Source organism: Mycobacterium sp. NGS56, from assembly GCF_059812425.1.
Genome location: NZ_JCALCQ010000001.1, coordinates 1,176,744 through 1,202,905 on the forward strand (window position 1 = coordinate 1,176,744; position 26,162 = coordinate 1,202,905).

16 protein-coding genes and 2 pseudogenes are annotated in these 26,162 nt (G+C 67.0%); 13 read left to right on the plus strand and 5 right to left on the minus strand.

Annotated elements, in window-relative coordinates; genetic code table 11:
• The first annotated feature begins 1 nt into the window (after position 1).
• The 5 genes from AC5Y4F_RS05475 to AC5Y4F_RS05495 all read left to right on the plus strand — a co-directional run bounded on the left by AC5Y4F_RS05475 (position 2) and on the right by AC5Y4F_RS05495 (position 13,890).
• A complete protein-coding gene (locus tag AC5Y4F_RS05475; RefSeq protein ID WP_499995415.1) occupies positions 2-6,577 on the plus strand; it encodes an amino acid adenylation domain-containing protein in 6,576 nt (2,191 codons plus the stop codon).
• A complete protein-coding gene (locus AC5Y4F_RS05480) occupies positions 6,574-11,013 on the plus strand; it encodes an amino acid adenylation domain-containing protein (RefSeq protein WP_499995416.1) in 4,440 nt (1,479 codons plus the stop codon). The genes AC5Y4F_RS05475 and AC5Y4F_RS05480 overlap by 4 nt, the downstream gene beginning before the upstream one ends.
• Positions 11,010-12,296, plus strand: a complete 1,287-nt coding sequence (gene mbtG / locus AC5Y4F_RS05485; RefSeq protein WP_067934506.1) for an NADPH-dependent L-lysine N(6)-monooxygenase MbtG — start codon at positions 11,010-11,012, stop codon at positions 12,294-12,296. Before AC5Y4F_RS05480 ends, mbtG begins: the two co-directional genes overlap by 4 nt.
• A 221-nt stretch (positions 12,297-12,517) precedes the next feature.
• Positions 12,518-13,054 carry an MTB12 family secreted protein gene (locus AC5Y4F_RS05490; RefSeq protein ID WP_067934505.1) on the plus strand — a complete coding sequence of 179 codons (537 nt, stop codon included), beginning with the start codon at positions 12,518-12,520 and terminating at the stop codon, positions 13,052-13,054.
• Positions 13,055-13,365: 311 nt separating this feature from the next.
• Entirely contained in the window at positions 13,366-13,890 is a 525-nt protein-coding gene (locus tag AC5Y4F_RS05495) for an MTB12 family secreted protein (protein ID WP_067934502.1), read from the plus strand.
• On the opposite strand, the gene AC5Y4F_RS05500 is transcribed toward AC5Y4F_RS05495, so the two are convergent.
• The 3 genes from AC5Y4F_RS05500 to AC5Y4F_RS05510 form a co-directional block, all read right to left on the minus strand.
• Positions 13,884-14,780, minus strand: coding sequence for a sigma-70 family RNA polymerase sigma factor (locus AC5Y4F_RS05500; protein WP_499995418.1), 897 nt, complete (start codon positions 14,778-14,780; stop codon positions 13,884-13,886). The genes AC5Y4F_RS05495 and AC5Y4F_RS05500 overlap by 7 nt on opposite strands.
• On the minus strand, positions 14,777-15,373 hold the full coding sequence (locus AC5Y4F_RS05505; protein ID WP_067934498.1) for a carboxymuconolactone decarboxylase family protein: 597 nt from the start codon (positions 15,371-15,373) through the stop codon (positions 14,777-14,779). The genes AC5Y4F_RS05500 and AC5Y4F_RS05505 overlap by 4 nt, the downstream gene beginning before the upstream one ends.
• A 78-nt stretch (positions 15,374-15,451) precedes the next feature.
• Positions 15,452-15,766, minus strand: a complete 315-nt coding sequence (locus AC5Y4F_RS05510) for a type II toxin-antitoxin system VapB family antitoxin (protein WP_067934496.1) — start codon at positions 15,764-15,766, stop codon at positions 15,452-15,454.
• Between the two features lie 246 nt (positions 15,767-16,012).
• Here AC5Y4F_RS05510 and hrcA point away from each other — a divergent pair, with 246 nt between their 5' ends.
• From hrcA to era, 8 genes and pseudogenes are all read left to right on the plus strand, one after another.
• Positions 16,013-17,044: a heat-inducible transcriptional repressor HrcA gene (gene hrcA, locus AC5Y4F_RS05515; protein ID WP_067934494.1), complete on the plus strand. Its 1,032-nt coding sequence runs from the start codon at positions 16,013-16,015 to the stop codon at positions 17,042-17,044.
• Between the two features lie 57 nt (positions 17,045-17,101).
• Positions 17,102-18,250, plus strand: a complete 1,149-nt coding sequence (gene dnaJ, locus AC5Y4F_RS05520; RefSeq protein ID WP_067934493.1) for a molecular chaperone DnaJ — start codon at positions 17,102-17,104, stop codon at positions 18,248-18,250.
• Positions 18,251-18,271: 21 nt separating this feature from the next.
• Positions 18,272-19,091, plus strand: a pseudogene (locus AC5Y4F_RS05525) (16S rRNA (uracil(1498)-N(3))-methyltransferase).
• A gap of 85 nt (positions 19,092-19,176) precedes the next feature.
• Positions 19,177-20,235 carry a PhoH family protein gene (locus tag AC5Y4F_RS05530; RefSeq protein ID WP_067934489.1) on the plus strand — a complete coding sequence of 353 codons (1,059 nt, stop codon included), beginning with the start codon at positions 19,177-19,179 and terminating at the stop codon, positions 20,233-20,235.
• 20 nt (positions 20,236-20,255) lie between these two features.
• Positions 20,256-20,789: an rRNA maturation RNase YbeY gene (gene ybeY / locus AC5Y4F_RS05535; protein ID WP_067934488.1), complete on the plus strand. Its 534-nt coding sequence runs from the start codon at positions 20,256-20,258 to the stop codon at positions 20,787-20,789.
• On the plus strand, positions 20,786-22,045 hold the full coding sequence (locus AC5Y4F_RS05540; RefSeq protein WP_499995423.1) for a hypothetical protein: 1,260 nt from the start codon (positions 20,786-20,788) through the stop codon (positions 22,043-22,045). Before ybeY ends, AC5Y4F_RS05540 begins: the two co-directional genes overlap by 4 nt.
• Before the next feature lie 54 nt (positions 22,046-22,099).
• Positions 22,100-23,410, plus strand: coding sequence for a hemolysin family protein (locus AC5Y4F_RS05545; RefSeq protein WP_499995424.1), 1,311 nt, complete (start codon positions 22,100-22,102; stop codon positions 23,408-23,410).
• Positions 23,403-24,302, plus strand: coding sequence for a GTPase Era (gene era, locus AC5Y4F_RS05550; protein WP_499995425.1), 900 nt, complete (start codon positions 23,403-23,405; stop codon positions 24,300-24,302). Before AC5Y4F_RS05545 ends, era begins: the two co-directional genes overlap by 8 nt.
• Positions 24,303-24,361: 59 nt before the next feature.
• Here the strand turns inward: era and AC5Y4F_RS05555 are convergent.
• Positions 24,362-24,571, minus strand: a pseudogene (locus AC5Y4F_RS05555) (ornithine decarboxylase); the annotation flags it as partial.
• Positions 24,572-24,646: 75 nt separating this feature from the next.
• A complete protein-coding gene (locus tag AC5Y4F_RS05560) occupies positions 24,647-26,119 on the minus strand; it encodes an amidase (protein WP_067934481.1) in 1,473 nt (490 codons plus the stop codon).
• Positions 26,120-26,162: the final 43 nt, after the last annotated feature.

Sequence of the window (26,162 nt, forward strand, 5' to 3'; positions counted from 1 at the left end):
CGTGACAAATACCACCGGCGTCGGCACCCCACTCGACGAACAGCGCCTGGAATTACTGCGCCGCATGCTCGCTGAACGCGGCCTGGCCAGGACGACGGCCCCGGCGCAGGTGTCCGACGACGGGCCACGCATGTCGGTGGGCCAGCACCGGATGTGGTTCGTGCAGTCCGCCGATCCCGACAGCGCGCTGCTCAACATCTGCGTCTCCTACCGCCTTTCCGGCACGGTCGACACCGCGCGGTTGCACCATGCGGTCGACGCCGTCGCCGGGCGGCACCCCGTGTTGCACACGACGTACGCAGCAGACGGCGAGGGCGTCCCGCATCCGGTGATCCGCGAGGACCTGCGACCGGAATGGGCCGAGCACGACCTGGCCGAGTTGACCGATCAAGCGCGCCGGCTGCGGCTGGATGTGCTGGCGCAGCGCGACTTTCGTCGGCCATTCGACCTGAGTAAGGATTCGCCGTTGCGAATCACGGTGGCGCATCTGACTGACGACGAGCTGATGCTGCTGATCACCGCGCACCACATCGCCTGGGATGACGGCTCGTGGGAGCCGTTCTTCGCGGATCTGACCCGCGCATACACCGACCCGGACACCTTCGCCGATGGGCCAGTACCGAGGGATCATTCGTCGGATCCGACCTCCATTCGCCAGTCGGACCTGGACTACTGGCGACCGCTGATGGCCGACCTGCCGGAGCCCCTCGAGCTTCCCGGGCCCAACGGTTCGGTGGTGCCCACCACCTGGCGCGCGCAGCGCGCGTCCGCGCAGCTGTCGGTCGACATCGTCGATCGGGCGGCCGCGCTGGCCCGCGAAACGGGCGCCACCCCGTACATGGTGTTGATGGCCGCCTTCGCCGCGCTCGTGCACCGCTATACCCAGTCAACCGACTTCTTGGTCGCGGCCCCGGTGCTCAACCGCGGCGTGGGCACCGAGGACGTCATCGGCTATTACGGCAACACCGTGGTGATTCGGCTGCGGCCTGCGCCGCACCAGACGTTTCGCGAGCTGTTGCACCAAACCCGCGTCGAGGCGGTGGGCGCCTTCGCCCATTCGCGGGCCGACCTGGACTGGCTGGTGCGGGAATCGAATCCCGATCGTCGCCATGGCGCCGACCGGATGACCCGCGTGAGCTTCGGGCAACGAGAGCCCGACGGTGTCGGCTTCTGCCCGCCGGGCGTGCGTTGCGAACGCGGTGAATTGCGCGGACATTTCAACCAATTGCCGCTGAGTTTGATGGTCGAGCTGGATCGGACGCCAGACGGCTCCGGCGGCGGCCTCGTCGAGGCCGAATACCTGGTTGAGGTGCTGGATCAGCCGCTGGTCGAGCAATTGCTGCGCCACTACGGAGCCTTGCTCGACGGTCTGCTCTTTGAGCCCGACGCGAAGCTGTCGGCCTGCGCATTGATGAGTGCCGAAGACGCCGAGTGGCTGCGCGCCGTTTCGACCGGCGAGCAATTCGTCACCCCGGCGAGCACCTTGCCCGAGTTGGTCGGCCGCAGGGCCGGCCTGACGCCCGACGCCGTCGCCGTCGTCTACGAGGGCCGCCCTTATACCTACCGGGAAATCGACGAAGAGTCGAATCGGTTGGCGCACTGGCTCATCGCACAAGGAATCGGCACCGAGGATCGCGTCGCGGTACTGCTGGACAGGTCTCCGGAATTGGTGATCACCGCGCTCGGGGTGCTCAAAGCGGGCGGGGTCTATCTGCCGGTGGATCCCACCTACCCGGAGGACCGGCTGACGTTCATTCTCGAGGACGCGGACGCCAAACTGGTGTTGCGTGAACCGGTTATGGCCGCAGACTATCCGGTCACCGCGCCGTCCGAGCTGGTCCGACCGCTCAGCCCACAAAACACCGCTTACCTGATCTACACCTCGGGTTCCACCGGGCTGCCCAAAGGCGTTCCCGTGCCGCACGCACCCATCGCCGAATACTTCGTCTGGTTCGGCGACGAATACCGCGTCGACGACACCGATCGTCTGCTGCAGGTCGCCTCGCCCAGCTTCGACGTTTCGATGGGCGAGATCTTCGGCACGCTGATCATGGGCGCCCGCCTGGTGATTCCGCGGCCCGATGGGCTGCGCGACATCGGCTACCTCACCGACCTGCTGGCGCATGAGGGCATTACGTCGATGCACTTCGTGCCGTCGCTGTTGGGGCTCTTCCTGTCATTGCCCGGCGTCGGCCAGTGGCGGACCCTGCGGCGCGTGCCCATCGGCGGAGAGCCCCTGCCCGGCGAGGTCGCCGACAAGTTCCACGCCACCTTCGACGCCTCGCTGTACAACTTCTACGGGCCGACCGAGGCCGTGGTGAACTGCACCAGCTACCCCGTGGAGGGCGCCCAGGGTACCCGCGTGGTGCCCATCGGCCGGCCTAAGATCAACACCCAGGTGTACCTGCTCGACAACGCGTTGCAGCCGGTTCCCGTCGGCGTGATCGGTGAAATCTACATCGCCGGAACACATGTCGCGCATGGATATCACCGCAGGCCGCAGATGACGTCCGAGCGATTCGTCGCCGACCCGTTCACGCCCGGCGGGCGGATGTACCGGTCCGGCGACCTGGCCCGCCGCAACGCCAACGGGGACATCGAGTTCGTCGGCCGCGCCGACGAACAGGTGAAGATCCGCGGTTTCCGCATTGAGTTGGGGGAGATCGCGGCCGCGATCTCGGTCGACCCCAGCGTTGGGCAGGCGGTCGTGCTGGCCGTGGACCTGCCCCAATTGGGCAAGAGCCTGGTGGGATACGTGACGCCGGCTCAGGGCTCCGGCACGGAAACGGTTGACGTGGAGCGCATCCGGGCCCGGGTGGCCGCAGCGCTCCCGGACTACATGGCCCCGGCCGCCTATGTGGTGCTCGACGAAATCCCGATCACCGCGCACCAGAAGATCGACCATGCCGCACTGCCAGCACCTCAGATCGCGGTGGTCACCGAATACCGCGATCCCACCACTCCCACCGAACACCGCATCGCGCAACTGTTTTCCGGCCTGCTCGGCCATGAGCGGGTGGGCGTCGACGACTCGTTCTTCGACCTGGGTGGCCACTCGCTGGTGGCCACCAAACTGGTCATCGCGATTCGCGCGGAGTGCGGCGTGGAAATCGGCATTCGTGACGTGTTCGAACTCGCCACGGTCGGTGCGCTGGCCGAGCGGATCGACCGGTTGGGTTCGGGTGAACTCACGCCGCGGCGACCCAGGCTGATCACCACCGCGCACGACGAGCCCATGCCGCTCTCGGCGTCGCAGCTGCGCAGCTGGTTCGCCTACCGCGTCGACGGGCCCAGCTGGGTGAACAACATCCCGTTTGCGGCGAAGCTGACCGGGCCGTGGGACATCGATGCGCTGATCGCCGCCATCGGCGATGTCGTCGCCAGACACGAGATCCTGCGCACCAGCTACGTCGAGTTGGACGGTGTGCCCTATCAGGTGGTGGGCCCAACCGACGTCGAGTTTCCGGTGCGCCGCGAGGAGGGACCCGACGACGCCTGGCTGCAACGGCAGCTCGACGTCGAGCGGTGCCACTGCTTCGCGCTGGACGCCGAATTGCCGATCCGGGTCGCGTTGCTGCGCACCGAGAACACGGCGCAGCACGTGCTGTCGCTGGTCGTGCACCACATCGCCTCCGACCACTGGTCGGCGGGCGTGCTGTTCTCCGACGTGATGACGGCATACCGGGCCCGGCGCGGCGGACAAGCGCCGTCCTGGGCGCCGCTTCATGTGCAGTACGCCGACTACGCGGCGTGGCAGCGCACGTTCCTGGGGGACGCGGGCGGCCAGGAATCGCCGATCGCCGCCGAGCAGCGGGAGTACTGGACGCGGCAGCTGGCCGGGATGCCGGAGGACACCGGCCTGCGTCCGGACTTTCCGCGCCAGCCGGTTCCCAGCGGCGAGGGGGAGTCCGTCGACTTTCACATCGACTCGCAAACCCGCGCCAGGCTCGGTGAGCTGTGTCGCGAGCTGGGCATCACCGAATTCATGCTGCTGCAAACGGCCGTCGCCGTGGTTTTGCACAAAGCCGGTGGGGGAACCGACATTCCGCTGGGTACCCCGGTCGCGGGCCGCACCGAAGCGGAATTGGACCAGCTGATCGGGTTTTTCGTCAACATCCTGGTGCTGCGCAACGACATGGGCGGCAACCCGACGCTGCGTGAACTGCTCGAGCGGGCCCGGGACACCGCCCTGGCCGCCTACGCGCACCAGGACCTGCCGTTCGACCGCGTGGTCGACAGCGTCAGCCCGGTGCGCTCGCTGTCACGAAACCCGCTGTTCCAGGTCGTCGTGCACGTCCGGGATCACCTGTCCGCCACGCGGGTCATCGAGACCGCGACCCAGGGCAGCGAAGAGCAGGACACCGTGTGCACGTCGCTGGACCCGATCTTCGACATGGCGCACGCCGATCTGAGCGTCAACTTCTTCGGTACCGACGGTTCGGGCGACATCGGCTACCACTGCAATGTCATCTTTCGTACCGAGCTCTACGCCAGGACCACCGTCGAGCGGTTGGCCCAATGGCTGACCCGGGCGCTCACCGCGTTTGCCGACGACCTCGACCAGAGTTTGCGGGAGGTCCAGCTGGTCGAGGTCGGGGAGCAGCACCGCATTCTGCGGCAATGGAGCCGCGGCGAGCGGCCGCCGCGCGACCGGCCGCGCACCATCCCGGAATTGCTGGAACCCAGCCGGGCGTGGGGCGCCGATCGCATCGCGGTACGCTGCGGCGAACAGAGCATCGATTACCCTGCCCTGCACCGCCGTTCGGACAACTTGGCCGCGCTGCTGGTCAAGAACGGGGTGGGTCCCGGATCGTTGGTCGGGTTGTCGACCCGGCGGAGCGTGGAGCTGGTGGTGGCGTTGGTGGCCATCATGAAGGCCGGCGCCGGTTACTTTCCCATCGACCCCGGTTATCCGCTGGCGCGAAAGCAATTCATGCTCGACGACGTGCGACCGCCGGTTGTGGTCGCCACGGTCGAAGCGGTGGACAGCATGCCGCAGGTGCCCGGGGTCGAGCTGATCTCGCTGGACGATCCACAGGTACGCGCCATGGTCGACAACGACGAGATCAGCCCGCAGTCAAGCGGGTTGCCGCTACCGCACCCCGACGACCCGATGTACTTGGTGTTCACGTCCGGGTCCACCGGCAAGCCGAAAGGCGCAGTGGGAACCCATCGTTCGATGGCGGCCCGGCTCGATTGGCAGTTGCGGCACTACCCGCCGCGAACGCAGGACGTCCGATTGGCACAGGCGTCGATCACGTTCCTCGAAGGCGGCATGGAGATGCTGGCCGGCCTGGCGGCCGGTGCGACCATGATCCTGGCCGACGATGCCGAGCACCGCGATCCAGAGATGCTCGGGGACTTGATGAACCGGCATTCGGTGGCCCAGGTGACCGCGGTGCCCAGCTTGGTCTCGGCGTTGGTGGACAGCCGGCCCGACGCCGTGCGCGCACTGTCACGGCTGGTGTGCGGTGGCGAACCGGTCAGCACGGCGCTGCTGCACCGGCTGGTGTCGGTGTGCGGCGATGACGCCGGAGCCGGCACCGAGCTGCTGAACAACATCGGTTCCACCGAGACCTCAGGCGCGGTGTCCCGCGGACCGTTGGGTTTGTCGAATCCGCTTGTCGGAAGGCCGGTCCCGGGTGCCGAAGCCTACCTGCTCGACGACGGGCTGCGTCCCGTGCCGGTCGGCGTGGTGGGCGAGCTGTACTACGCCGGTGACCAGCTGGCCCGAGGCTATTGGAAACGCCCGGGCCTGACCGCCGCGCGATTTATCGCCAATCCCCATGGGACGGAGCCGGGATCGCGGTTGTACCGCAGTGGCGACCTGGCCCGATGGACCGAGGACGGCCAACTGGAATTCATCGGACGTTCCGACCACCAGGTGCAGGTGCGGGGTTTCCGCGTAGAGCTGGCGGAGGTCGAGGCGGCGCTGGCGGCAGCCGACGGAGTCGCCGCCGCGGCGGCGCGCACCTGGGAGGTGCACGGCGGCACGTCGTTGGCCGGATATGTTGTGCCCCAACGGTCGATCACCGACGACGCGGAGAAGGCGACATTTGCAGGGGAGGTGCGTGCTGCGATCGCCACGGTCCTGCCGGGTTACATGCTGCCGTCGTCGCTGACCGTGCTCGACGTCCTCCCCAAAACCGAATCGGGCAAGCTGAACCGACCCGGACTGCCGCGGCCGGCGGTCAGCACCGGCGGCCAGGCCGAACCCGCGCGCACCGACACCGAACGGGCGCTGGCCAAGGTATTCGCGGAACTGTTGTCGACCCCGGAAATCGGGCGCTTCGACGATTTCTTCGCCCTCGGCGGCGACAGCATCCTGTCCGTCCAGCTCGCCGCGCGGGCGCGGGCGGCGGGCCTGGCCGTGAGTCCGCGCATGATCTTCGAGAACCCGACGGTGCAGCAGTTGGCCGCCGCGCTGGACGCCCCGAGCGACGACGGGGCCGACATCGCACGGGACGAGACGGCGACCGACATCCGTTTCGAGCCGATGAGTACCTCCGGACTATCGCCATCGGATTTGGCTGCCGTGACGCAACTTTTCTCGTCGTCGCGCGAAGGTGCGACATGACGGCCGCCAGAACCGATGTCGCGCCCGACATCGACGACGTGATGGCGCTGAGCCCGCTGCAGGAGGGCTTGTATTCGCTGACCACGCTCGCCGAATTCGCCGACGGGCAAGCGGCTGACGACCCCTACGTGATCGGAATAGCGGCGGACATCTTCGGCGGACTCGACGTCTCGCTGCTACGCGGCTGCGCGGAGCAGATGTTGGTGCGGCACCCGAATCTGCGGGCCAGCTTCTTCAGCCGGGGAATCCCGCGACCGGTGCAGATCGTGCCGTCCCGCGTCGAGCTGCCTTGGCGCTTGATCGCCGCCACACCCGACGACGTGCCGGCGCTGGAAAGTGGCGAACGTCGGCGACCGTTCAATCTGGAACGCGGGCCGGCGCTCCGCTTCTTACTGATTGAATTGCCTGGCGCGCAATGGCGTTTGGTGCTGACCGCCCATCACATCGTGATCGACGGTTGGTCGTTGCCGGTCTTCGTCAACGAGATGATGATCCTGTACCAGGCCGGCGGCGATGCGTCGGCGCTGCCCGCGCCCCCGCGGCCGTACCGCGATTACATCGGCTGGCTGGCGAGCCGCGATCCGGAAGCCAGCCACCGGGTCTGGCGCGAACACCTGGCGGGTATGCCAGGACCCACCCTGCTCGCCGCCTCGCTGGGATCCATCGAGCAGACCGAGGACCGACAGACGGCGCTGCCGCGCACGACCGAGCTGCGGGTGCCGGCCGAGACCACCGCGCGACTGATCGACGAGAGCCGATCCTGCGGCGTCACCATCAACACCGTGCTGCAAATGGCCTGGGCGCTGGTGTTGTCACGGCTGACCGACACGTACGATGTGGTTTTCGGGGTTACGGTTTCCGGTCGGCCGCCCGAATTGACCGGCGTCGAGACCATGGTGGGTCTGTTCATCAACACCGTGCCGTTGCGCGTGCGTCTCGATCCGGCCGCGATGGTCGGCGAGCAGTGCCGCGCGGTGCAGCGCACCGCCGCGCTGCTGCGCGAGCACAGCCATCTCGGGCATGCCCAACTTCGGACCCTCGGCGGGGTCGGCGAAATGTTCGACACCCTGCTGGTCTACGAGAATTTTCCGATGGACCGGCTGACCGCAGGTGGCCAATTGTCCGCGGGCGGTGTGACGTTCCGCCCGTCCGCCCTGCAAACCCTGTCACATTTCCCCATTGCCATCGCCGCCCATCTGCAAGGCGGCGAGCTGGTGGTGCTGATCGAAGCGATCGACGGGGCGCTGGGCGCCGTTCCGGCCGCCACCTTCGGGCAGCGGTTGCTCACCACCGCCGCAAGGTTGCTGCGGGGCTGGGAGTGTCCGCTGCGTGACGTCAGTGTCCTGCTGGACGATGAGGCGGACCCGCCGAACTCCGCAGGCACGCCAAAGCCGATATCGCCGTTGAGTATCCACGCCCGGTTCGCTGACGTCGTGGCGAGGACACCGGACCACGTTGCGATCAGCTGGGTGGGCGGCACGCTGAGCTATCGCGAACTGGATCTTCTCAGCACCCGGCTGGCGGCACGACTCGCCCGAAATGGAGTCAAAGCCGAAACGCCGGTGGGAATCCGGCTTTACCGGGGGCCGCGTTACGTCATTGCGATACTCGCCGTGCTCAAAGCCGGCGGCATGTGCGTCCCGATGGAGCCGGGAATGCCCTCCGAACGGGTGAACTCGATCCTGCGTCAATCGGGCGTGCTGATCGTGTTGGACGACAAGCTGACAGACGAGCTGCTGGAGGCCGGCGAACCGCACGGCGACGACTTCAACCCGGTAGAAGTTCCACTCGCCCAGGCCGCGTACGTCGTGTTCACGTCGGGAACGACCGGAGAACCCAAGGGCGTCATCGGAACTCACGGTGCGCTGGGCGCCTACGCCGACGATCATCTGGACCTCGTGTTGCGGCCCGCGGCACACAAGCTGGGCCGGCCGGTGCGCATCGCCCACGCATGGTCGTTCGCGTTCGACGCCGCGTGGCAGCCGCTGGTCGGCTTGCTCGACGGGCACGGCCTGCATGTCGTCGACGAGCAGACCCAGACCGATGCCGAGGCGCTTGTCGCGTTGATCGCTGCGCACGGTGTCGACATGATCGACACCACGCCTTCGATGTTTGCGCAACTGCAGGCTTTTGGTTTGCTGACCGAGGCGTCCCTGAGCGTGCTGGCATTGGGCGGCGAGGCCGTCGGCAGTTCGGCCTGGGACCGGATCCGGAACATGTGCGGCGCCACGTCGATGACGGCATACAACTGCTACGGACCCACCGAGACCACGGTCGAGGCGGTGGTCGCCGTCATAGCCGAGCACGACGAGCCGGCCATCGGGCGGCCGACCCGGCACACCCGTGGCTACGTGCTGGATTCCGCGCTGCGCCCGGCGCCCTGCGGAGCGACCGGCGAGCTTTATCTGGCCGGTGCCCAGCTGGCCCGCGGCTATCTGGGCCGCGCTCCAGAGACCGCGGCCCGCTTTGTCGCCGACCCGTTTGTACCGGCAGAACGGATGTATCGCACCGGAGATCTGGTGCGCCGATTGCCCAATGGCTCAATGCAATACGTCGGACGCGCCGATGCCCAGGTGAAGATCCGCGGCCACCGCGTCGAACCCGCCGAAATCGCCGCCGCCCTCGAATCGCACCCGGCCGTGCGGCACGCTGCAGTGCTGGCACAGCAGCACCGGGGCGCCACGCGGCTCACCGCGTACGTGGCCGCCGACACGGCCACCGGCCGGCCCGCGACGGCCGAGCTGCGGAGCATGCTCAGTAGGCGGTTGCCGCGCTACATGGTTCCACAGCGAATCGTCCTGGTCGACGACATTCCCTTGACCGCCAACGGAAAGCTGGATGAAGCGGCTTTGGCCGCTCTCGATCAGGAGGGGTCCGAGGTCGGCGCGGCGATGCCCGAGACCGCCACCGAATCCGCGCTGGCCGAACTGCTCGTCGAGTTGCTCGGGCAACCGCGCGTCGACGTCACGGCGGACTTCCTGCAACTTGGCTTAGACAGCATCATGGCGCTGTCGGTGGTACAAGCGGCTCGAGCACGTGGAATAGCGCTGCGCGCCAGGCTTATCCTCGAGTGCAGCAATGTTCGCGAATTGGCCGAAGCGATCGACTCGGAGACCACGGCCGCCGCCCAGCAGGTGGACACCGGAACAGGGCCAATGCCGTTGCTGCCCAACGGCCGATGGCTCTACGAATTCGGCGACCCGCGCAGGCTCGCCCAAACCGAAGCCATCCGCTTGCCCGAGACAGTGCGCCGCGAACAGTTGGATGCGGCCTTGGCCGGCATCATCGAGGGCCACGAAGTGCTGCGCACCCGGGTAAACCGTTCCACCATGACGTTGGAGCCGGTACCGGCCTTCGATATCGCCGGCATCGTCAAAGAGGTTGAGGTGGTTGGGAATCTGGTTGCCGCGGTGCCCGCCCAGGTCGCTCAGGCGGTCGACCGACTGGACCCCGAACACGGAACGCTGCTGTCGGTGGTGTGGTTACGCCCGCCGGCGGGAGAGAGCGTTCTGCTGGTGGCCGCGCACGTCGTCGCGCTGGACCCGGCGTCGTGGCGGGTCGTCCTCGGCGAACTCGGTGCCGCCATAGCGGCCTCGGCCGACGGCTGCTCACCGGCACCCATTCGGGAACCCACCAGCTATCGGCGCTGGGCAGACGCGCTCACCGCTCGGGCACACCGATTGGACACGGTGGACTTCTGGGCATCCCAACTGGACGGCGACGATCCCGACCTCGGTGCCCGCCGGATCGATCCAAGCCGCGACCGGGCCCGCAACCTGATCGTTCGTAACGTGGCCACCGACGCCGAAGTCACGCGACGGCTATTGGGATCGGGCCTGTCGTTGCCCATGCTCTTGGTGGCCGCCACCGCTGCGACGGTGACACGCTGGCGCGAGCGGCGCGGTCAACGCACCGCGCCGCCGTTGCTCGCACTCGAAACACATGGCCGCGCCGACAATTTGGTGGACGGCCCGGGTGCACACACCATCGACACCAGCGACACGGTCGGGTTGCTCAGCTCCATCTACCCGGTACGCCTGCACTCGACCGATCCGCACGAGGTGGGGCAGAGGTTATCGGGGATCCCCGGCGACGGGCTCGACTACGGGTTGCTGCGCTACCTACGCGACGACACGGCCGAGCGCCTGGCCGGTTTTTCACCACCGCAACTGCTGCTGAATTATCTCGGTGCCGCCCACACCGACGGCGGCACGGGACTGCGGCTCGAGCGCGAGTTACTCGCGGGGACGTCGCCGGTGCCGGAGCCAGAGCTGGCCGTGCGCCATGAGCTCGCCATCGCGGCGGTGGTGCTGACCTATGGCGGGGAGCGGGTACTGGCAGCGCAGTGGCGCGCCCTGCCCGACATCCTCGATGACGCGGATATCGCTGTACTACAGGAGATTTGGATCGATTCACTGCGGGAGATGGTGAGATGAGCACATTGGCGGTCCTAGGTGCCGGCGCCAAAGCGGTGGCGGTGGCTGCAAAAGCCTTCACGCTGCGCGAAATGAGCGTCGAGGTCCCCGACGTGGTCGCCGTGGAGCGGATCGGCGTCGCGGCGAACTGGCAGGCCAGCGGCGGCTGGACCGATGGCGCGCACCGCTTGGGCACCAGCCCCGAAAAGGACGTCGGGTTTCCCTACCGTTCCGCGCTGGTGCCGCGCCGCAATGCCGAACTCGACGAGCGGATGACCCGCTATAGCTGGCAGTCATATCTCATCGCAACCGCGTCGTTCGCCGAGTGGATCGACCGCGGCAGACCGGCGCCGACGCATCGCCGGTGGAGCCAATACTTGAGTTGGGTCGCCGACCATGTGGGAATGAACGTGGTGCACGGAGACGTCGAGCGATTGGCGATCACCGGGGACCGCTGGGCGCTGCACACCCACGAAACCACGGTGCACGCCGATGCGTTGATGATCACCGGCCCCGGCCAGGCCGAAAGGTCTTTGCTTCCGGGCAATCCGCGCATGCTGTCGATTGCCCAATTCTGGGATCGCGCCGCCAATCACGACCGGATCAATGCGGAGCGGGTGGCGGTGATCGGCGGGGGTGAGACGGCCGCGGCGATGCTCTATGAACTGTTCCGCCACCGCGTATCGAGCATCACCGTGATTTCACCACAGGCCACGTTGTTCACCCGCGGGGAGGGGTTTTTCGAGAACTCGCTGTTCTCCGATCCCACCAACTGGCCGGCCCTCACCCTTGACGAACGCCGCGATGCGTTGGCCCGCACCGACCGTGGGGTGTTTTCGTCCAGTGTGCAGGAAGCGCTGCTGGCCGACGATCGCATTCACCACCTGCGGGGCCGTGTCGCGCATGCGGTAGGCAAGGAGGGGCAGATCCGGCTGACGCTGTCCACCAACCGCGGCGGCGAGAATCTCGAGACGGTACACGGGTTTGATCTCGTGATCGACGGGTCGGGCGCTGACTCGCTTTGGTTCGCAACGTTGTTCAGTCAGGACGCACTCGATCTGCTAGAACTCGGTCTGGGTGGGCCGCTGACCTCAGAGCGGCTGCAGGAGTCGATAGGTTATGACCTGGCCGTCGCAGACGTGACACCAAAGCTGTTCCTGCCGAACTTATCAGGACTCACCCAGGGCCCCGGTTTTCCCAACCTGAGCTGCCTTGGACTGCTATCCGACCGGGTGTTGGGATCCACCGTGAGCCCGTCCAGGTATTCGGTGGGACGCAGACACGATGAGCGTCAACCGCTTTGACGACAGCGGTCGAATTTACCGCCGCCACCTGCTTGGGGCACAGAATATTCTGCGTATTTTCGCATGTCGCGATCGTAGCGTCGTCGTAACGTGACCCACCTGAGACACAAAATCCGAAGTCACGGTGCACACTTACACCATCTTCATCCATTGGAGACGTGTGACCGCGTGCGGACATCGGCAGATATCCGCCACGGTTCATGTGTATCGAAGGGGGACCTGTGAAATCCGTGAAGTCCGTTGCCACGGGCGTGGCGGCCTTGACCGCCATTGGCGGCGCCGCCGCCGGCGTGGCTTCCATTGCCGCACCGATCGGCCTCGATCAGGTGAAACTTGCCGCGGTCGGCGCGCCACTGCCGCAGGACCCGCCGCCGCCTCCGCCCGCGCCGCCGGGAGTGCCGGGGCAGTTGCCGACGGCTGACCAACTGGCCAATCTCTGCACCCAGGTAACCGACCCTGGGGTCAACTACAGGGACAAGACCAACCTCGTCGAGAACGGCATTCCTCAAAACGAGGGCATGGTCGCTGATCACGACCTGCGCAAGGCGTATCGCAACGGAAACTTCCCCGAGCAGTTCAACGTGACCAACATCGCGCCGGCGGGTCCGAACATGGCCCAGGCCGACGTGGGCATCACGGGGCCGAAGTTCGCCGGGCCGGTCAACAAGCACCTGGTGTTCGTCAACCAGAACGGAAACTGGGTCTTGCAACACGACGCGGCGCTTGCGCTGCTGCAGGCGGCGACGGCGACCAACTAAGACAATTCGGCGTCGAGTAATACCGACGCTTCAAACCAATCCCCATGCGCCCCGCACGGCGGCGCATGGGGATTGGCGTTGAAGCCCGGTACGCACCGATCGGTCGGCCCGGCGGCATCAGCGCGTGTCTTCGCACAGCGGGCGCAGGAGTTCGGTCACGTTTCTTCCATATCGGAATGTCGTAACGTATCGGTGCCCAGCCGCGAAATACCGGACGCAAAGGGCACGCTGACACCATCCACGCCGCCACCAATGGGCGATGCGGATCGCTGGTCATGCGTCGAGATTCGTGCTCGTCTGGAGGGGGGACCATGGGAATCGTCAAGACCATCGCCACCGGGGTGGCAGCGCTGGCCATCGTCGGGGGCGTGGCCGCGGGCGTGGCCTCGGCCGCGACGCCGAGTGAGCTTGCCGCCGGAGTGCGGCTTACCACCGTCGGTGCGCCGCTTTTGCAGGATCCGCCGCCGGCGCAGCCGCTTATGAATGCCAGTGTGCCCACTTCCGATCAGCTGACCGGCGTGCTCACCACCCTCGCCGACCCCAAAGTCGCCTTCTCCAACAAGAGCAACCTCGTGCAGGGCGGCATCAGCGGAATGGCCGCGCACGTTGCCGACAAGAAGCTGCAGAAGGCGGCCAAGAACGGCGACCTGCCGCTGTCGTTCGGTGTCACCAACGTCCAGCCGGCCGCGGACGGTTCGGCGACCGCCGACGTCGCGGTCTCCGGCCCCAAACTGACGTCGCCGGTCACGCAGAACGTCACTTTCGTCAACCAGGGCGGCGGCTGGGTGCTGTCGCGGGCGTCGGCGATGGAGTTGCTGGAGGCCGCCGGTCAGTGATCGGCGTGTAATGCGCGCAGGTCCAATCTGGCGATGCGCGCCGGATCCGCCAGTACGTCGATGGCGCGGATTCTGTGGCCGCGCACCACGAAACCCATGATGGACGCCGCACGGCCGGCGATAAAAATCACCGCTCCGGCGGCACCGTTCACCGTCGCGGCGCGCACTTCGCGTTCCGGACCGGCATAACTGCGGGCCAGCTGAGCCACCGAGGATGCCCCCTCGGCGCGGAAAACGGCCGTGTCGGCGCCGAAATCACCACGCAACACCACGTCGGGATGGAGCACCGCCACCAGGCGGTCGAAGTCGCCGCTGCGCCCCGCCGCGAAGAAGGCGTCGACCACCTCCCGTTGCGCGACCAAGGTGCCGTCGGGAGCCGGGTCGGCCTGCTCGATCCGGCGTCGGGCCCGGCTGGCCAGCTTGCGGGCCGCTTCCGGCGTTCGATCGACGATGGCCGCGATCTGGTCGAACGGCACGGTGAACACGTCGTGCAGCACGAACGCCAGCCGCTCGGCCGGCGGCAGCGTGTCCAGCACAACGAACAGCGCCAGCCCCACCGCGTCGGCCAGCATCGCGCGGTGCTCGGGGTCGAATTCACCTACGGCGTCCACGATCGGATCCGGCAGGTGACCGGAAAGTTCCTCGCCGCCGTGAGTGCGGCGGTCGCGCAACACGTTCAGGCAGATGCGCGCCACCACGGTGGTCAGCCAGGCGTCCAGGTTGGCGATGCGGTTCATCCCGTCCGACTCGGCGCTACGGCTCAGCCGCAGCCACGCCTCCTGCACCGCATCCTGAGCGTCCTCGAGCGAGCCCAGCATGCGGTAGGCGATGGCGCCCAGCTGCGGTCGGGCCGCCTCGAAGCGAGCCGCCAATGACGGATCCGCCGTCATGGCCGATCGGTCTCGGGTAATGCACACACTCGGTCAGCCGAAAAGCCCGACGACCCGATACCGAGGGCGATGTTGAACCGGGCGCGCATGTTGCCCAGGTTGATGACGTGGGTCAGGCCGACGAGCTGCGGCGTGTCGAAGTGGGCACGCAGCGCATCGAAAAGTTCATCGGTCACCTCGACCGGGGTGCGACTCATCGCGGTGGCGTACTCGAGGATCAGCTTGTCGACGTCGGAGAAACAGACGGCGTTGCGATAGTTGGCCATCGCCAGCAGCTCTTCGTCGGTGATGCCCCACTTCCGGGCGATCTGTGAGCCGAGGTCGATGCAGTACTCGCAGCGCACCGTCGTCGCTGCCTTGAGCTCCGCCAGCGCACGGTGACGGGGGCTGAGAATGTCAAGTTTCGACTCGGCTTGCTCCAACTTGCCGTAGGCGCTGAGCAATCGAGGGATATGCGCATACATCCGCAGCGGCTCCAACATTCCCGCGGTTTCGAGCCCGGCCATCTGCGCTAGCTTGCGTTTGGTGAAGAAGAAGGCGATTTTGGCGCCGAGGCCGGCGTCGCGGTCGGAGACTCCTTGCAGCCGTGACATGGCGATCCTCCTGGCAAGTTGTGGTCAGAAACCAACGTCCTTACTAGGTCGACACGCGGGGAGCCTCGAGTGTGACGCTTACGCGGGCGAGCCCAGCGGCACATCCATGTCGTACACCCGAGCGTGCAGCACGGTGCGGTTCCGCAAAGCGGCCCGCACCGCACGATGCAGGCCGTCTTCGAGGTAGGTGATGCCCCTCCACCGCACCGCGTGGGGGAAGAGGTCGCCGTAGAAGGTGGAGTCCTCGGAGAGCAACCGGTCCAGCGCGAGCACCGTTGTCGTGGTGACCAATTCGTCGAGCCGGATCTGTTGCGGCGGTATCTGGGACCAATCCCGATAGGACAGATTGTGCTCGGGATACGGCTTGCCGTCGCGCACGCCCTTGAAAATCATCGGCCGACCGCTCCCGACTCATTGCTATGGCACGACCGGTTCATTCTGGAAAGGCTAGCCGGACTGATGTCCGCCAGCACCGATGCGTTCGAAGAAAATTTTCGACAGCACCGCCGGTGTGACGGCGACGACTGGCGGTGATCCCTGCGGTCACCGGCTCCGCCGAACCGCCGCGGATAACCGTCGGCGCCGCCCGTGTCCGTAAAATGAATCCGGTCAAGGCGGTATCGAAGGAGGTGGCGGCCGGTGGGAAGTGCCGATGACCGTCGGTTCGAGGTGCTGCGCGCCATCGTCGCCGACTTCGTCGCCACCAAAGAGCCGATCGGTTCCAAGGCGTTGGTGGACCGCCACAACTTGGGCGTCTCGTCCGCCACGGTCCGTAACGACATGGCGGTACTCGAGGCCGAGGGCTACATCACCCAGCCGCATACCAGTTCCGGCCGGGTGCCGACCGAGAAGGGTTACCGCGAATTCGTCGACCGGCTCGACGAAGTCAAGCCCCTGTCCTCGGCCGAACGGCGCGCGATTCAGAGCTTCCTCGAGTCCGGTGTCGATCTCGATGACGTCCTGCGGCGGGCGGTTCGGCTGCTCTCGCAACTGACTCGACAGGTGGCCGTGGTGCAGTACCCCACGCTGTCGTCGTCCACGGTGCGTCACCTCGAAGTGATCGCCCTGACCCCGGCCCGGCTGCTGATGGTCGTCATCACCGACTCCGGCCGTGTCGACCAGCGGGTAGTCGAACTCGGTGACGTCATCGACGATCACGAACTTTCTCAGCTGCGCGAGATGCTCGCCCAGGCGCTGGTGGGCAAGAAGCTGTCCGCCGCGTCGGTGGCGGTCGCCGACCTCGCGGGACAGCTGACCAGCCCAGAAGGTTTGGGTGACGCCGTTGGCCGGTCGGCAACGGTGTTGCTGGAATCGCTCGTCGAGCACACCGAAGAGCGCCTGTTGCTGGGCGGCACCGCCAACCTGACCCGTAACGCGGCCGATTTCGGTGACTCGTTGCGCTCAATACTGGAAGCGCTGGAGGAGCAGGTGGTGGTGCTTCGCTTGCTGGCCGTCCAGCAGGAAGCCGGTAAAGTGACGGTGCGCATCGGCCACGAGACGGCCGCCGAGCAGATATTGGGCACCTCCGTGGTGACCACCGCCTACGGCACCCCCGACACCGTCTACGGGGGAATGGGTGTGCTGGGGCCCACCCGGATGGACTATCCGGGAACTATCGCCAGCGTTGCTGCGGTTGCTCGTTATATCGGCGAAGTCCTGGGTGCTCGATGAACGCGCACCCGCAGGATGGGTAGGCGCGGGAAAAAACCAGGTATAGGAGAGTCAAGCGTGGCACGCGATTACTACGGGCTGCTCGGCGTGAGCAGAAACGCCAGCGACGCGGAGATCAAGCGCGCGTACCGCAAGCTGGCGCGCGAACTGCATCCGGACGTCAACCCCGACGAGGCCGCGCAGGCGAAATTCAAGGAGATCAGCGTCGCATACGAGGTGTTGAGCGATCCCGAGAAGCGGCGGGTCGTCGACCTGGGCGGGGACCCACTGGAGAACGCGGCCGCGGCGGGCGGCGGTTTCGGCGGATTCGGTGGCGGCCTGGGCGACGTGTTCGAGGCCTTCTTCGGCGGCGGCTTCAGCGGCGGCGCGACCTCCCGCGGTCCGATCGGGCGGGTGCGGCCGGGCTCCGACTCGCTGCTGCGGATGCGGCTTGACCTCGAAGAGTGCGCCACGGGCGTGACCAAGCAGGTCACCGTGGACACCGCGGTCCTGTGTGACCGATGCCAGGGTAAGGGCACCAACGGTGATTCGGTACCGGTGCCCTGCGACACCTGCGGTGGCCGCGGCGAGGTGCAGACGGTGCAGCGCTCGCTGCTGGGGCAGGTGATGACGTCGCGGCCGTGTCCGACGTGCCGTGGCGTCGGCGTCGTCATCCCCGATCCGTGCCACCAGTGCATGGGCGACGGCCGGGTGCGCGCCCGCCGCGAGATCAGCGTCAAGATCCCGGCCGGCGTTGGCGACGGCATGCGCGTGCGGCTCGCCGCGCAGGGCGAGGTCGGGCCCGGTGGCGGGCCGGCCGGTGACCTGTACGTCGAGGTGCACGAACAGGCCCACGACGTCTTCGTCCGCGAAGGCGACGACCTGCACTGCACGGTTTCGGTGCCGATGGTTGACGCCGCGCTGGGCGCCACCATCACCATCGACGCGATTTTGGACGGCGTCAGCGAGATCACCATTCCGCCGGGGACGCAACCGGGCTCGGTCATCACGCTGCGTGGTCACGGCATGCCGCATCTGCGGTCCGGCACCCGAGGTGACCTGCATGTCCACGTCGAGGTGGTGGTTCCCGCCCGGCTGGACCACCGCGACACCGAACTGCTGCGCGAGTTCAAGACTCACCGCAGCCGCGATGTGCCCGAGGTCCGCTCGACTCACGCCGGCGGAGGCTTGTTCAGCCGGCTCCGCGAAACCTTCACCGGTCGCTAGTCTGGCGCCCGGAGGCGCGCCATGGTCGCGACCCTGTTCTACCTCGACAAGCTGCCCGAGCCCGGCTCGCTCGCCGTGCTGGGCGGCGACGAGGGTTTTCACGCCGCCTCCGTGCGGCGAATCCGTCCCGGCGAGCGACTCGTCCTCGGCGACGGCGCCGGAACCCTGGCCCATTGCGAGGTGGAGCACGCCGGGCGCGACGGGTTGCGCGCACGGGTCCTCGAGCGCTGGAGTGTGGCGCCGGGGTCCCCGTCCGTGACCATCGTGCAGGCGCTGCCCAAGTCGGAGCGTTCGGAGCTGGCCGTCGAGCTGGCCACCGAGGCCGGCGCCGACGCGTTCGTCGCGTGGCACGCCGCGCGCTGCGTGGCTAACTGGCAGGGCAATCGGGTCAACAAGGGGTTGCGCCGATGGCGTGCCGTCGTCCGGTCGGCGGCCCGGCAGTCCCGTCGGGCGCACATCCCCCCGGTCGACGGCGTGTTGTCCACCACGGAGCTGACACAGCGGATTCGCGCGGAGGTGGGCGCCGGCGCAACGGCGTTGGCCTTGCACGAGTCGGCCACCGACCGACTCGCCGATATCGATCTGGCACAAGCGAATTCACTGCTGCTGCTGGTCGGTCCAGAAGGCGGGATCGCAGAGGACGAGATGGCGGCGCTGTGCGACGCCGGCGCGGCGGCGGTGCGGCTCGGTCCCCAGGTGCTGCGGACGTCGACGGCCGCGGCTGTGGCCCTGGGCGCGCTCGGGGTGCTGACCCCGCGCTGGGACCAGCGCGGGGACGTGCCGGCAAACGACGTTGCGCCGCCGGGTCGCGACGGCGACGCGGCGTCGAGTACGTTGCTGAACACTGACCAACCGGAGCCCTCGGCGTAGACTGAGACGGCCCAGCAACCCACCGACAAGCCGAGAAAGCAGGCATCGAGAGCCACGTGACACCCCGCGAGACCAGCGCCGCTGACGCTGCCGGAGCCGTCCCGGCCTCTGCTCAGGTTCGTAGCAGCATCGATGTTCCGCCCGATGTCGTGATGGGCTTGTTGGGTTCGGCGGACCAGAACCTGCGGGCCCTGGAGCGCAGCTTGAACGCCGACTTGCATGTGCGTGGCAATGCGGTCTCCCTCGCGGGTGAGCCCGCCGACGTCGCGCTCGCCGAGCGGGCGATCTCCGAACTGGTCGCGATCGTTGCCGGTGGCCAGCCGTTGACCCCGGAGGTGGTTCGCCACAGCGTCGCCATGCTGGCCGGCACCGACAACGAGTCCCCGGCCGAAGTGCTGACCCTGGACATCTTGTCGCGGCGGGGCAAGACGATCCGGCCCAAGACGCTCAATCAGAAGCGCTACGTCGACGCCATCGACGCCAACACCATCGTCTTCGGGGTCGGCCCGGCCGGCACCGGCAAGACGTATCTGGCGATGGCCAAGGCGGTCAACGCGTTGCAGACCAAACAGGTAAACCGCATCATCTTGACCCGCCCGGCCGTGGAAGCCGGTGAGCGGCTTGGCTTTTTGCCCGGCACACTCAGCGAGAAGATCGATCCCTATCTGCGGCCGTTGTATGACGCACTGTACGACATGATGGATCCCGAGCTGATCCCCAAACTGATGACCGCCGGAGTCATCGAGGTGGCTCCGCTGGCGTATATGCGCGGCCGCACGTTGAACTCCGCGTTCATCGTCCTCGACGAGGCGCAGAACACCACCGCCGAGCAGATGAAGATGTTCCTCACCAGACTGGGCTTCGGATCGAAGATCGTGGTCACCGGCGACATCACGCAGGTCGACCTTCCGGGCGGCGCGAAATCCGGCCTACGCTCGGCGATGGAAATCCTGGACAGCGTGGATGACATCCACATCGCCGAGCTGACCAGTGTGGACGTGGTCCGCCACCGGCTGGTCTCGGAGATCGTCGACGCTTATGCGAAATTCGAAGAGCCTGGTCTGGCGATGAACCGGGCGTCGCGGCGGGCGACGGGCTCGCACGGTCGCCGATGATGGTGCGGTGAGTGGGTTCTATGAGCATTGAGGTATCCAACGAATCGGGTATTGACGTCTCCGAAGCCGAACTGATCAGCGTCGCGCGGTTCGTCATCGCCAAGATGGACGTCAATCCGGCTGCCGAGCTGTCGATGGTGCTCCTGGACACCGCCGCGATGGCCGACCTGCACATGCGCTGGATGGACCTGCCCGGCCCGACCGACGTGATGAGCTTTCCGATGGACGAGCTCGAGCCGGGTGGACGCCCGGACGCCCCCGAGCCGGGACCCTCCATGCTGGGCGACATCGTGCTGTGCCCGGAATTCGCCGCCGGTCAGGCCGCCTCGGCGGGCCACAGTCTGGGGCACGAGCTGGCGCTGCTGGCCATCCACGGCGTGCTTCATCTGATCGGTTACGACCACGCCGAGCCGGACGAGGAGAAGGAGATGTTCGCCCTGCAGGACCGGTTGCTCGAAGAATGGGTCGCCGACCAGGTCGAGGCCTACCACCAGGACCGCCAGCAGGAACGGGACCGTCGATTGCTCGACAAGTCAAGGTATTTCGACAATTGAGGCCGTTCAACATTCTGGCGGCAGCTGCCATCGCGTTCGCGCCCTTGCCGGTGTGGGTCATTACCGACACTCAAGCGCTGGCGGCCCCGTGTGCCGGCGCGGGATCGAACCCGGTCGCCTGCGAGCACTGCATGTTCTACGTGAACGCCTATCACACGGCGAACGTATGCAACGAGGACCGCCATGGCGTCCAAGGACCCCCGAGCACCGCGCCCAAGCCAATTCCGCCAATTCCCATTCCGGTGTACGAGCCGCCCCCGCTCCCGTCGCCGGTGGAGGGTCCGCTGATACTTCCGCCGCCCAACTCCGGTTTGCTTCCGGTGCAGGAGATCAGTCCGCCGGGGCCGGACGCACCACGGAACGCCCCGGTGGTGGCACCGCCGCGTGGCCTGGATGCGCCGTCGTTGGCGATCGCGGCGGCCAAGGCCGCACCGCTGACGCGCGTCGACCCCGCCAACCCACCGAAGCCGCCCACCCAGGTTGATCCCAACCAGCAGGTGCAGAACGTCGTGAGTTCTCACCGCGACAACGTCGACATCCTCAAGATTGACGATCAGAAGTTCGTCCGGCCGCGCCACTGGGAGTACCTCGACTACGACGACGCCTATCGTCGCCCGACGATCTACAACCCGCTCAATCAGCCGGTTACGCTGCACTACTTCTACAACGGCGCCTACCAGCAGGCGTACCTGCCGCGCGGAGCGCGGATGGTGCTCGACGCGACCAGCGTCGGCGTCGCCCCGTTCACCGCGGTCAGCGACAGCTATGTGGCGGCCGGCAGCTTTTACGGCGGGGGCTCAATACCGCCGCCGAACAACGGCGCGCCGCCACCGGACTACAAGCCGCCGGTTCCGCCGAAGCTGTACGAGAATGTCACGGTGTTCGTTCCCGCCAAAGGCGAGACCGTCGAAGTGGGCCACGTTGCGGTGGTGGGTCACGACGGCGGCCAACCGGCGGGCGGTCAGGATACCTTCCTGCTCGACGACTCCACGCTGGCGTGGGGGCAGATCGACAATTCCAGCAGCGCCCCCGCCCAGATCAGGGTGATCAAGACCCAGCCGACACCGGGCGTCGGGCCGACGGACGACGGCAGTTTCTTGGTGCTACTGGCCGTTCACCACCAGGAGCCCGGTCAGCCCCAACAATCAGGGTGGACGCTGCCGTTGCGCTTCGGGGGGTTTGCGGTAGTGGTGGGTCTGATCGCCTGGTTGCTCAACCGCCGGAATCGGAGCGGGGAGCAGCAGGCTGACACCTAAGCTGCAGGCCAAAGCCACAGGGGAGTCAGTGACCGAGTCAAGGTATGTCGACAATTGACGGGCTGGTCTGAGCTGTTCGGTGCAGTCGCGCTGATCGCGCTGGGCGGGCTGTTCGCGGCGATCGATGCGGCAATCAGCACGGTGTCGCTGGCCCGGGTTCAGGAGTTGGTGCGCGACGAGCGGCCCGGGGCGGTGGCGTTGTCCAAGGTGATGTCGGAACGGCCGCGCTACATCAACCTGGTGGTGCTGCTGCGGATCGCCTGCGAGATCACGGCGACCGTACTGCTGGTGGTGTTTCTCTATGACAACTTCGGGCTGAGATGGGGATTGTTCGGCGCGGCCGCCATCATGGTGGTGACCAGCTTCGTCGTCATGGGGGTGGGCCCACGCACCCTCGGTCGTCAGAACGCCTACTCCATTGCGCTGACGACGGTGCTTCCGCTGCAAGCGATCTCGTGGCTGTTGATGCCGATCAGCCGGTTGCTGGTGGTGCTGGGTAACGCGGTGACCCCCGGCCGCGGGCTGCGGAACGGGCCGTTCGCCTCCGAGATCGAATTGCGCGAAGTCGTCGACCTGGCTCAGCAGCGCGGCGTGGTCGCGGCCGAAGAGCGCAAGATGATCCAGTCGGTCTTCGAACTCGGTGACACCCCGGCCCGCGAGGTGATGGTCCCGCGCACCGAGATGATCTGGATCGAAAGCGACAAGTCCGCCAGCCAGGCCATCAACTTGGCGGTGCGCAGCGGGCATTCCCGCATCCCGGTGATCGGCGAGAACGTCGACGACGTCGTCGGGGTCGTGTATCTGAAAGACCTTGTTCAGCATACGGTTTTGTCCGGCGACGGCGGGCGGACCCCTCCGGTGTCGACGGTGATGCGCCCCGCGGTCTTCGTGCCGGATTCCAAACCTCTGGACTCTCTGCTGCGGGAAATGCAGCGCGACCGCAACCACATGGCTCTTCTCGTCGACGAGTACGGCGCGATCGCCGGCTTGGTCAGCATCGAAGATGTGCTGGAAGAGATCGTCGGCGAGATCGCCGACGAGTACGACCAGGCGGAGACGGCGCCGATCGAAGACTTGGGCGACAAGCACTTCCGGGTGTCGGCGCGGCTACCGATAGAAGACCTGGGCGAGCTATACGACGTGGAGTTCGACGACGACCTCGACGTCGACACCGTCGGCGGCCTGCTCGCCCTGGAATTGGGCCGGGTGCCGCTGCCGGGCGCCGAGGTGGTTTCGCACGGTCTGCGGCTGCGGGCCGAAGGCGGCACCGATCACCGGGGCCGGGTACGGATTAACACCGTTTTGCTCAGCCCGGTCGAATCCGACGATTCGCCCGATGGCGAGGAGCCCGGGCCGCATGACTGAATTTCGTTCCGGCTTCGTATGTTTGGTCGGTCGCCCCAACACTGGGAAATCGACACTGACCAATGCGCTCGTCGGGACCAAGGTCGCGATCACCTCGATGCGGCCACAGACCACCCGGCACACCATCCGCGGCATCGTGCATCGAGACGACTTCCAGATCATCCTGGTCGACACGCCAGGCCTGCACCGACCGCGCACCTTGCTGGGCAAGCGCCTCAACGACCTTGTGCGCGATACCTATTCCGAAGTCGACGTGATCGGGCTGTGCATTCCCGCCGACGAAGCGATCGGTCCGGGAGACCGGTGGATCGTCGAACAAATCCGTTCGACCGCGCCGAAGACGACTCTGGTCGCGATCGTCACCAAGATCGACAAGGCGCCCAAAGATCGGGTAGCCGCGCAGTTGGTGGCGGTCAGCGAGCTGGTCGGTGACTCTGCCGAGATCGTTCCGGTGTCGGCGGTGACCGGCGCTCAAATGGACATCTTGATCGACGTGCTGGCCGCCGCGCTGCCGCATGGGCCGGCGTATTACCCCGACGGTGAGCTGACCGACGAGCCCGAAGAGGTTCTGATGGCCGAATTCATTCGGGAGGCCGCCCTCGAGGGCGTTCGTGACGAGCTGCCGCATTCGTTGGCGGTGGTCATCGACGAAGTCAACCCGCGGCCGGATCGTGACGACCTGATCGACGTCCATGCCCTGCTTTACGTCGAACGCGACAGCCAGAAGGGCATCGTCATCGGCAAGGGCGGCGCCCGGCTGCGAGAGGTCGGTACCGCCGCGCGCGCCCAGATCGAGAAGTTGCTGGGCACGAAGGTGTACCTCGACCTGCGCGTCAAGGTCGCCAAAAATTGGCAGAGCGACCCCAAACAGCTTGGCCGACTGGGCTTTTAACGGTCACAGCCGTGCCGCGCTGGCGATCCGCCGGCGAAGGCAGCGCGATATCCGGCGGCGGCTCGAAGTCGTCGGCCGCGGTTCGCCATGCCCGCATCCAGCCCGCCGCTGGCCAGCACGTCATCGAGGAACGGTTCGCGGCCCAGAATTTGCAGCACGCGGTCATCGGTGCCACGACCTTGGCGGTGGCCCGGTGGCGTGAATCCGTAGCGGTTCTTGTCCCGATAATCTGCCAGCGCCTCGAGCAGGGGAGCGGTCGATTGGTCCATCGCCAACGAGTACCCGGGTTGTCAGCGGCTGATTCGCCTTAATACCTGCGGAAACGCTTGCTGGTGGTTAAGACGTCAGCCGGGAGCATCGGTGGTCTGGTCCCACCACGACTGCGGCTGTTCGCTGGCCCATCCGCAGACGGCTTCCAGTTCGGCGGCGAGCGAAATCAGCAGGCCCTCGCTGTGTGCCGGACCCATCAGCTGCACACCGATCGGCAAACCGTCGGAGGTGAAGCCGGCCGGAACGTTGATCGACGGCCAGCCCAGGACGTTCCACGGGAACGTCAGGGGGCACGCCGCGATCATGGCGCGGTCGGTGCCGAAGCCACTCAACCGGTCGAAGGCACGCGCCAGCGGCGGCGGTTGGGCGGTGGTCGGAGCTAACACGACATCGACGATGTCGAATATCGAGCCCACCCGGCGTTGGTCGTCCGCTTCGTGGCGGCGGGCGGTGCGCAGGATGGCTTGCCCCAATAACGCGCCGATGCGCAGGTTGGACAGGGTGCGGGGGTCCAGCACCACGCCGTCGCCCAGTCGCTCCTCCCACTCCCGTAGGCCCGAGGTGGACCGGGCGAGGAAGTCCCAGGACAGCCGCATGCCGTAATCGGGGTTGCCCGGCACCACGGTGTGGCCGAGCAATTCGAGTTGCTTGCCGACGGCTCGCGTCGCGGCCAGGATTTCCGGGTGCAGCTTCGGCCGGAAGCCGGTGTACGGGAACCGGGTGGACAGCGCGATGTTCAGCGGGCCCGGGGCTTTCCCCACATAGTCGGACGCGGTAATCGGGGGCGGCTGGTGCCGATCGCCCTCGACGTTGCCTGATGCGGCATCGAGCACCAACGCCGCATCAGCCACGGTCCGGGCCAGCACACCGTTGACCGTGATGCCGTTGAAGGCCTCCGGCAACGGCCAGGTCGAGATGCGGCCACGCTGCGGTTTGATGCCCACCAGGTGCGTCCACGCCGCGGGGATGCGGATACTGCCGGCGCCGTCGGAGCCGATCGCGGCGGTGACCAGGCCGGCCGCGACCGCCGCCGCGCTGCCGCCGGACGATCCACCCGGGGTGTGCCGGCGCGACCAGGGGTTGCGGGTATGGCCGAAGCCGGGTCCGCTGGTGAACGGCCATTGGCCGAGTTCACAGGTGTTCGTCTTGCCGACGATGACGGCGCCGGCGGCCTTCAGGCGACGCACCACCTCAGCGTCGTGCGTGGCCGGCGGGACCGACCCCTCGGTCCCGAAGGCGGTGGGCACCCCGGCAACGTCGACGTCGTCTTTCACGGCGATCGGGATCCCCAGCAGAGGGGCGGTGTCCCCGGCCGCGCGTCGCCGGTCGGCCTCCGCCGCGTCGGCCAGCGCTGATTCGGTGAGCACCACCCGGAAGGCGTTCAGTGTGGGCTGGCTGGCGTGGATGGCGTGCAGGGAGCGGCCCACCAATGTGGTGGACGTCACCGACCGGCTGGCCAGCTGATAGAGCAGGTCAGTCAGCGTGGGCAGGCGCCGGTGGCCGGATCCTGCAATGGACCCAGGACCCGACCCAGAAGCGCCAATCACGGGGTACGAGACTAACGGCGCGGATACCCATAATGTCGCGGCG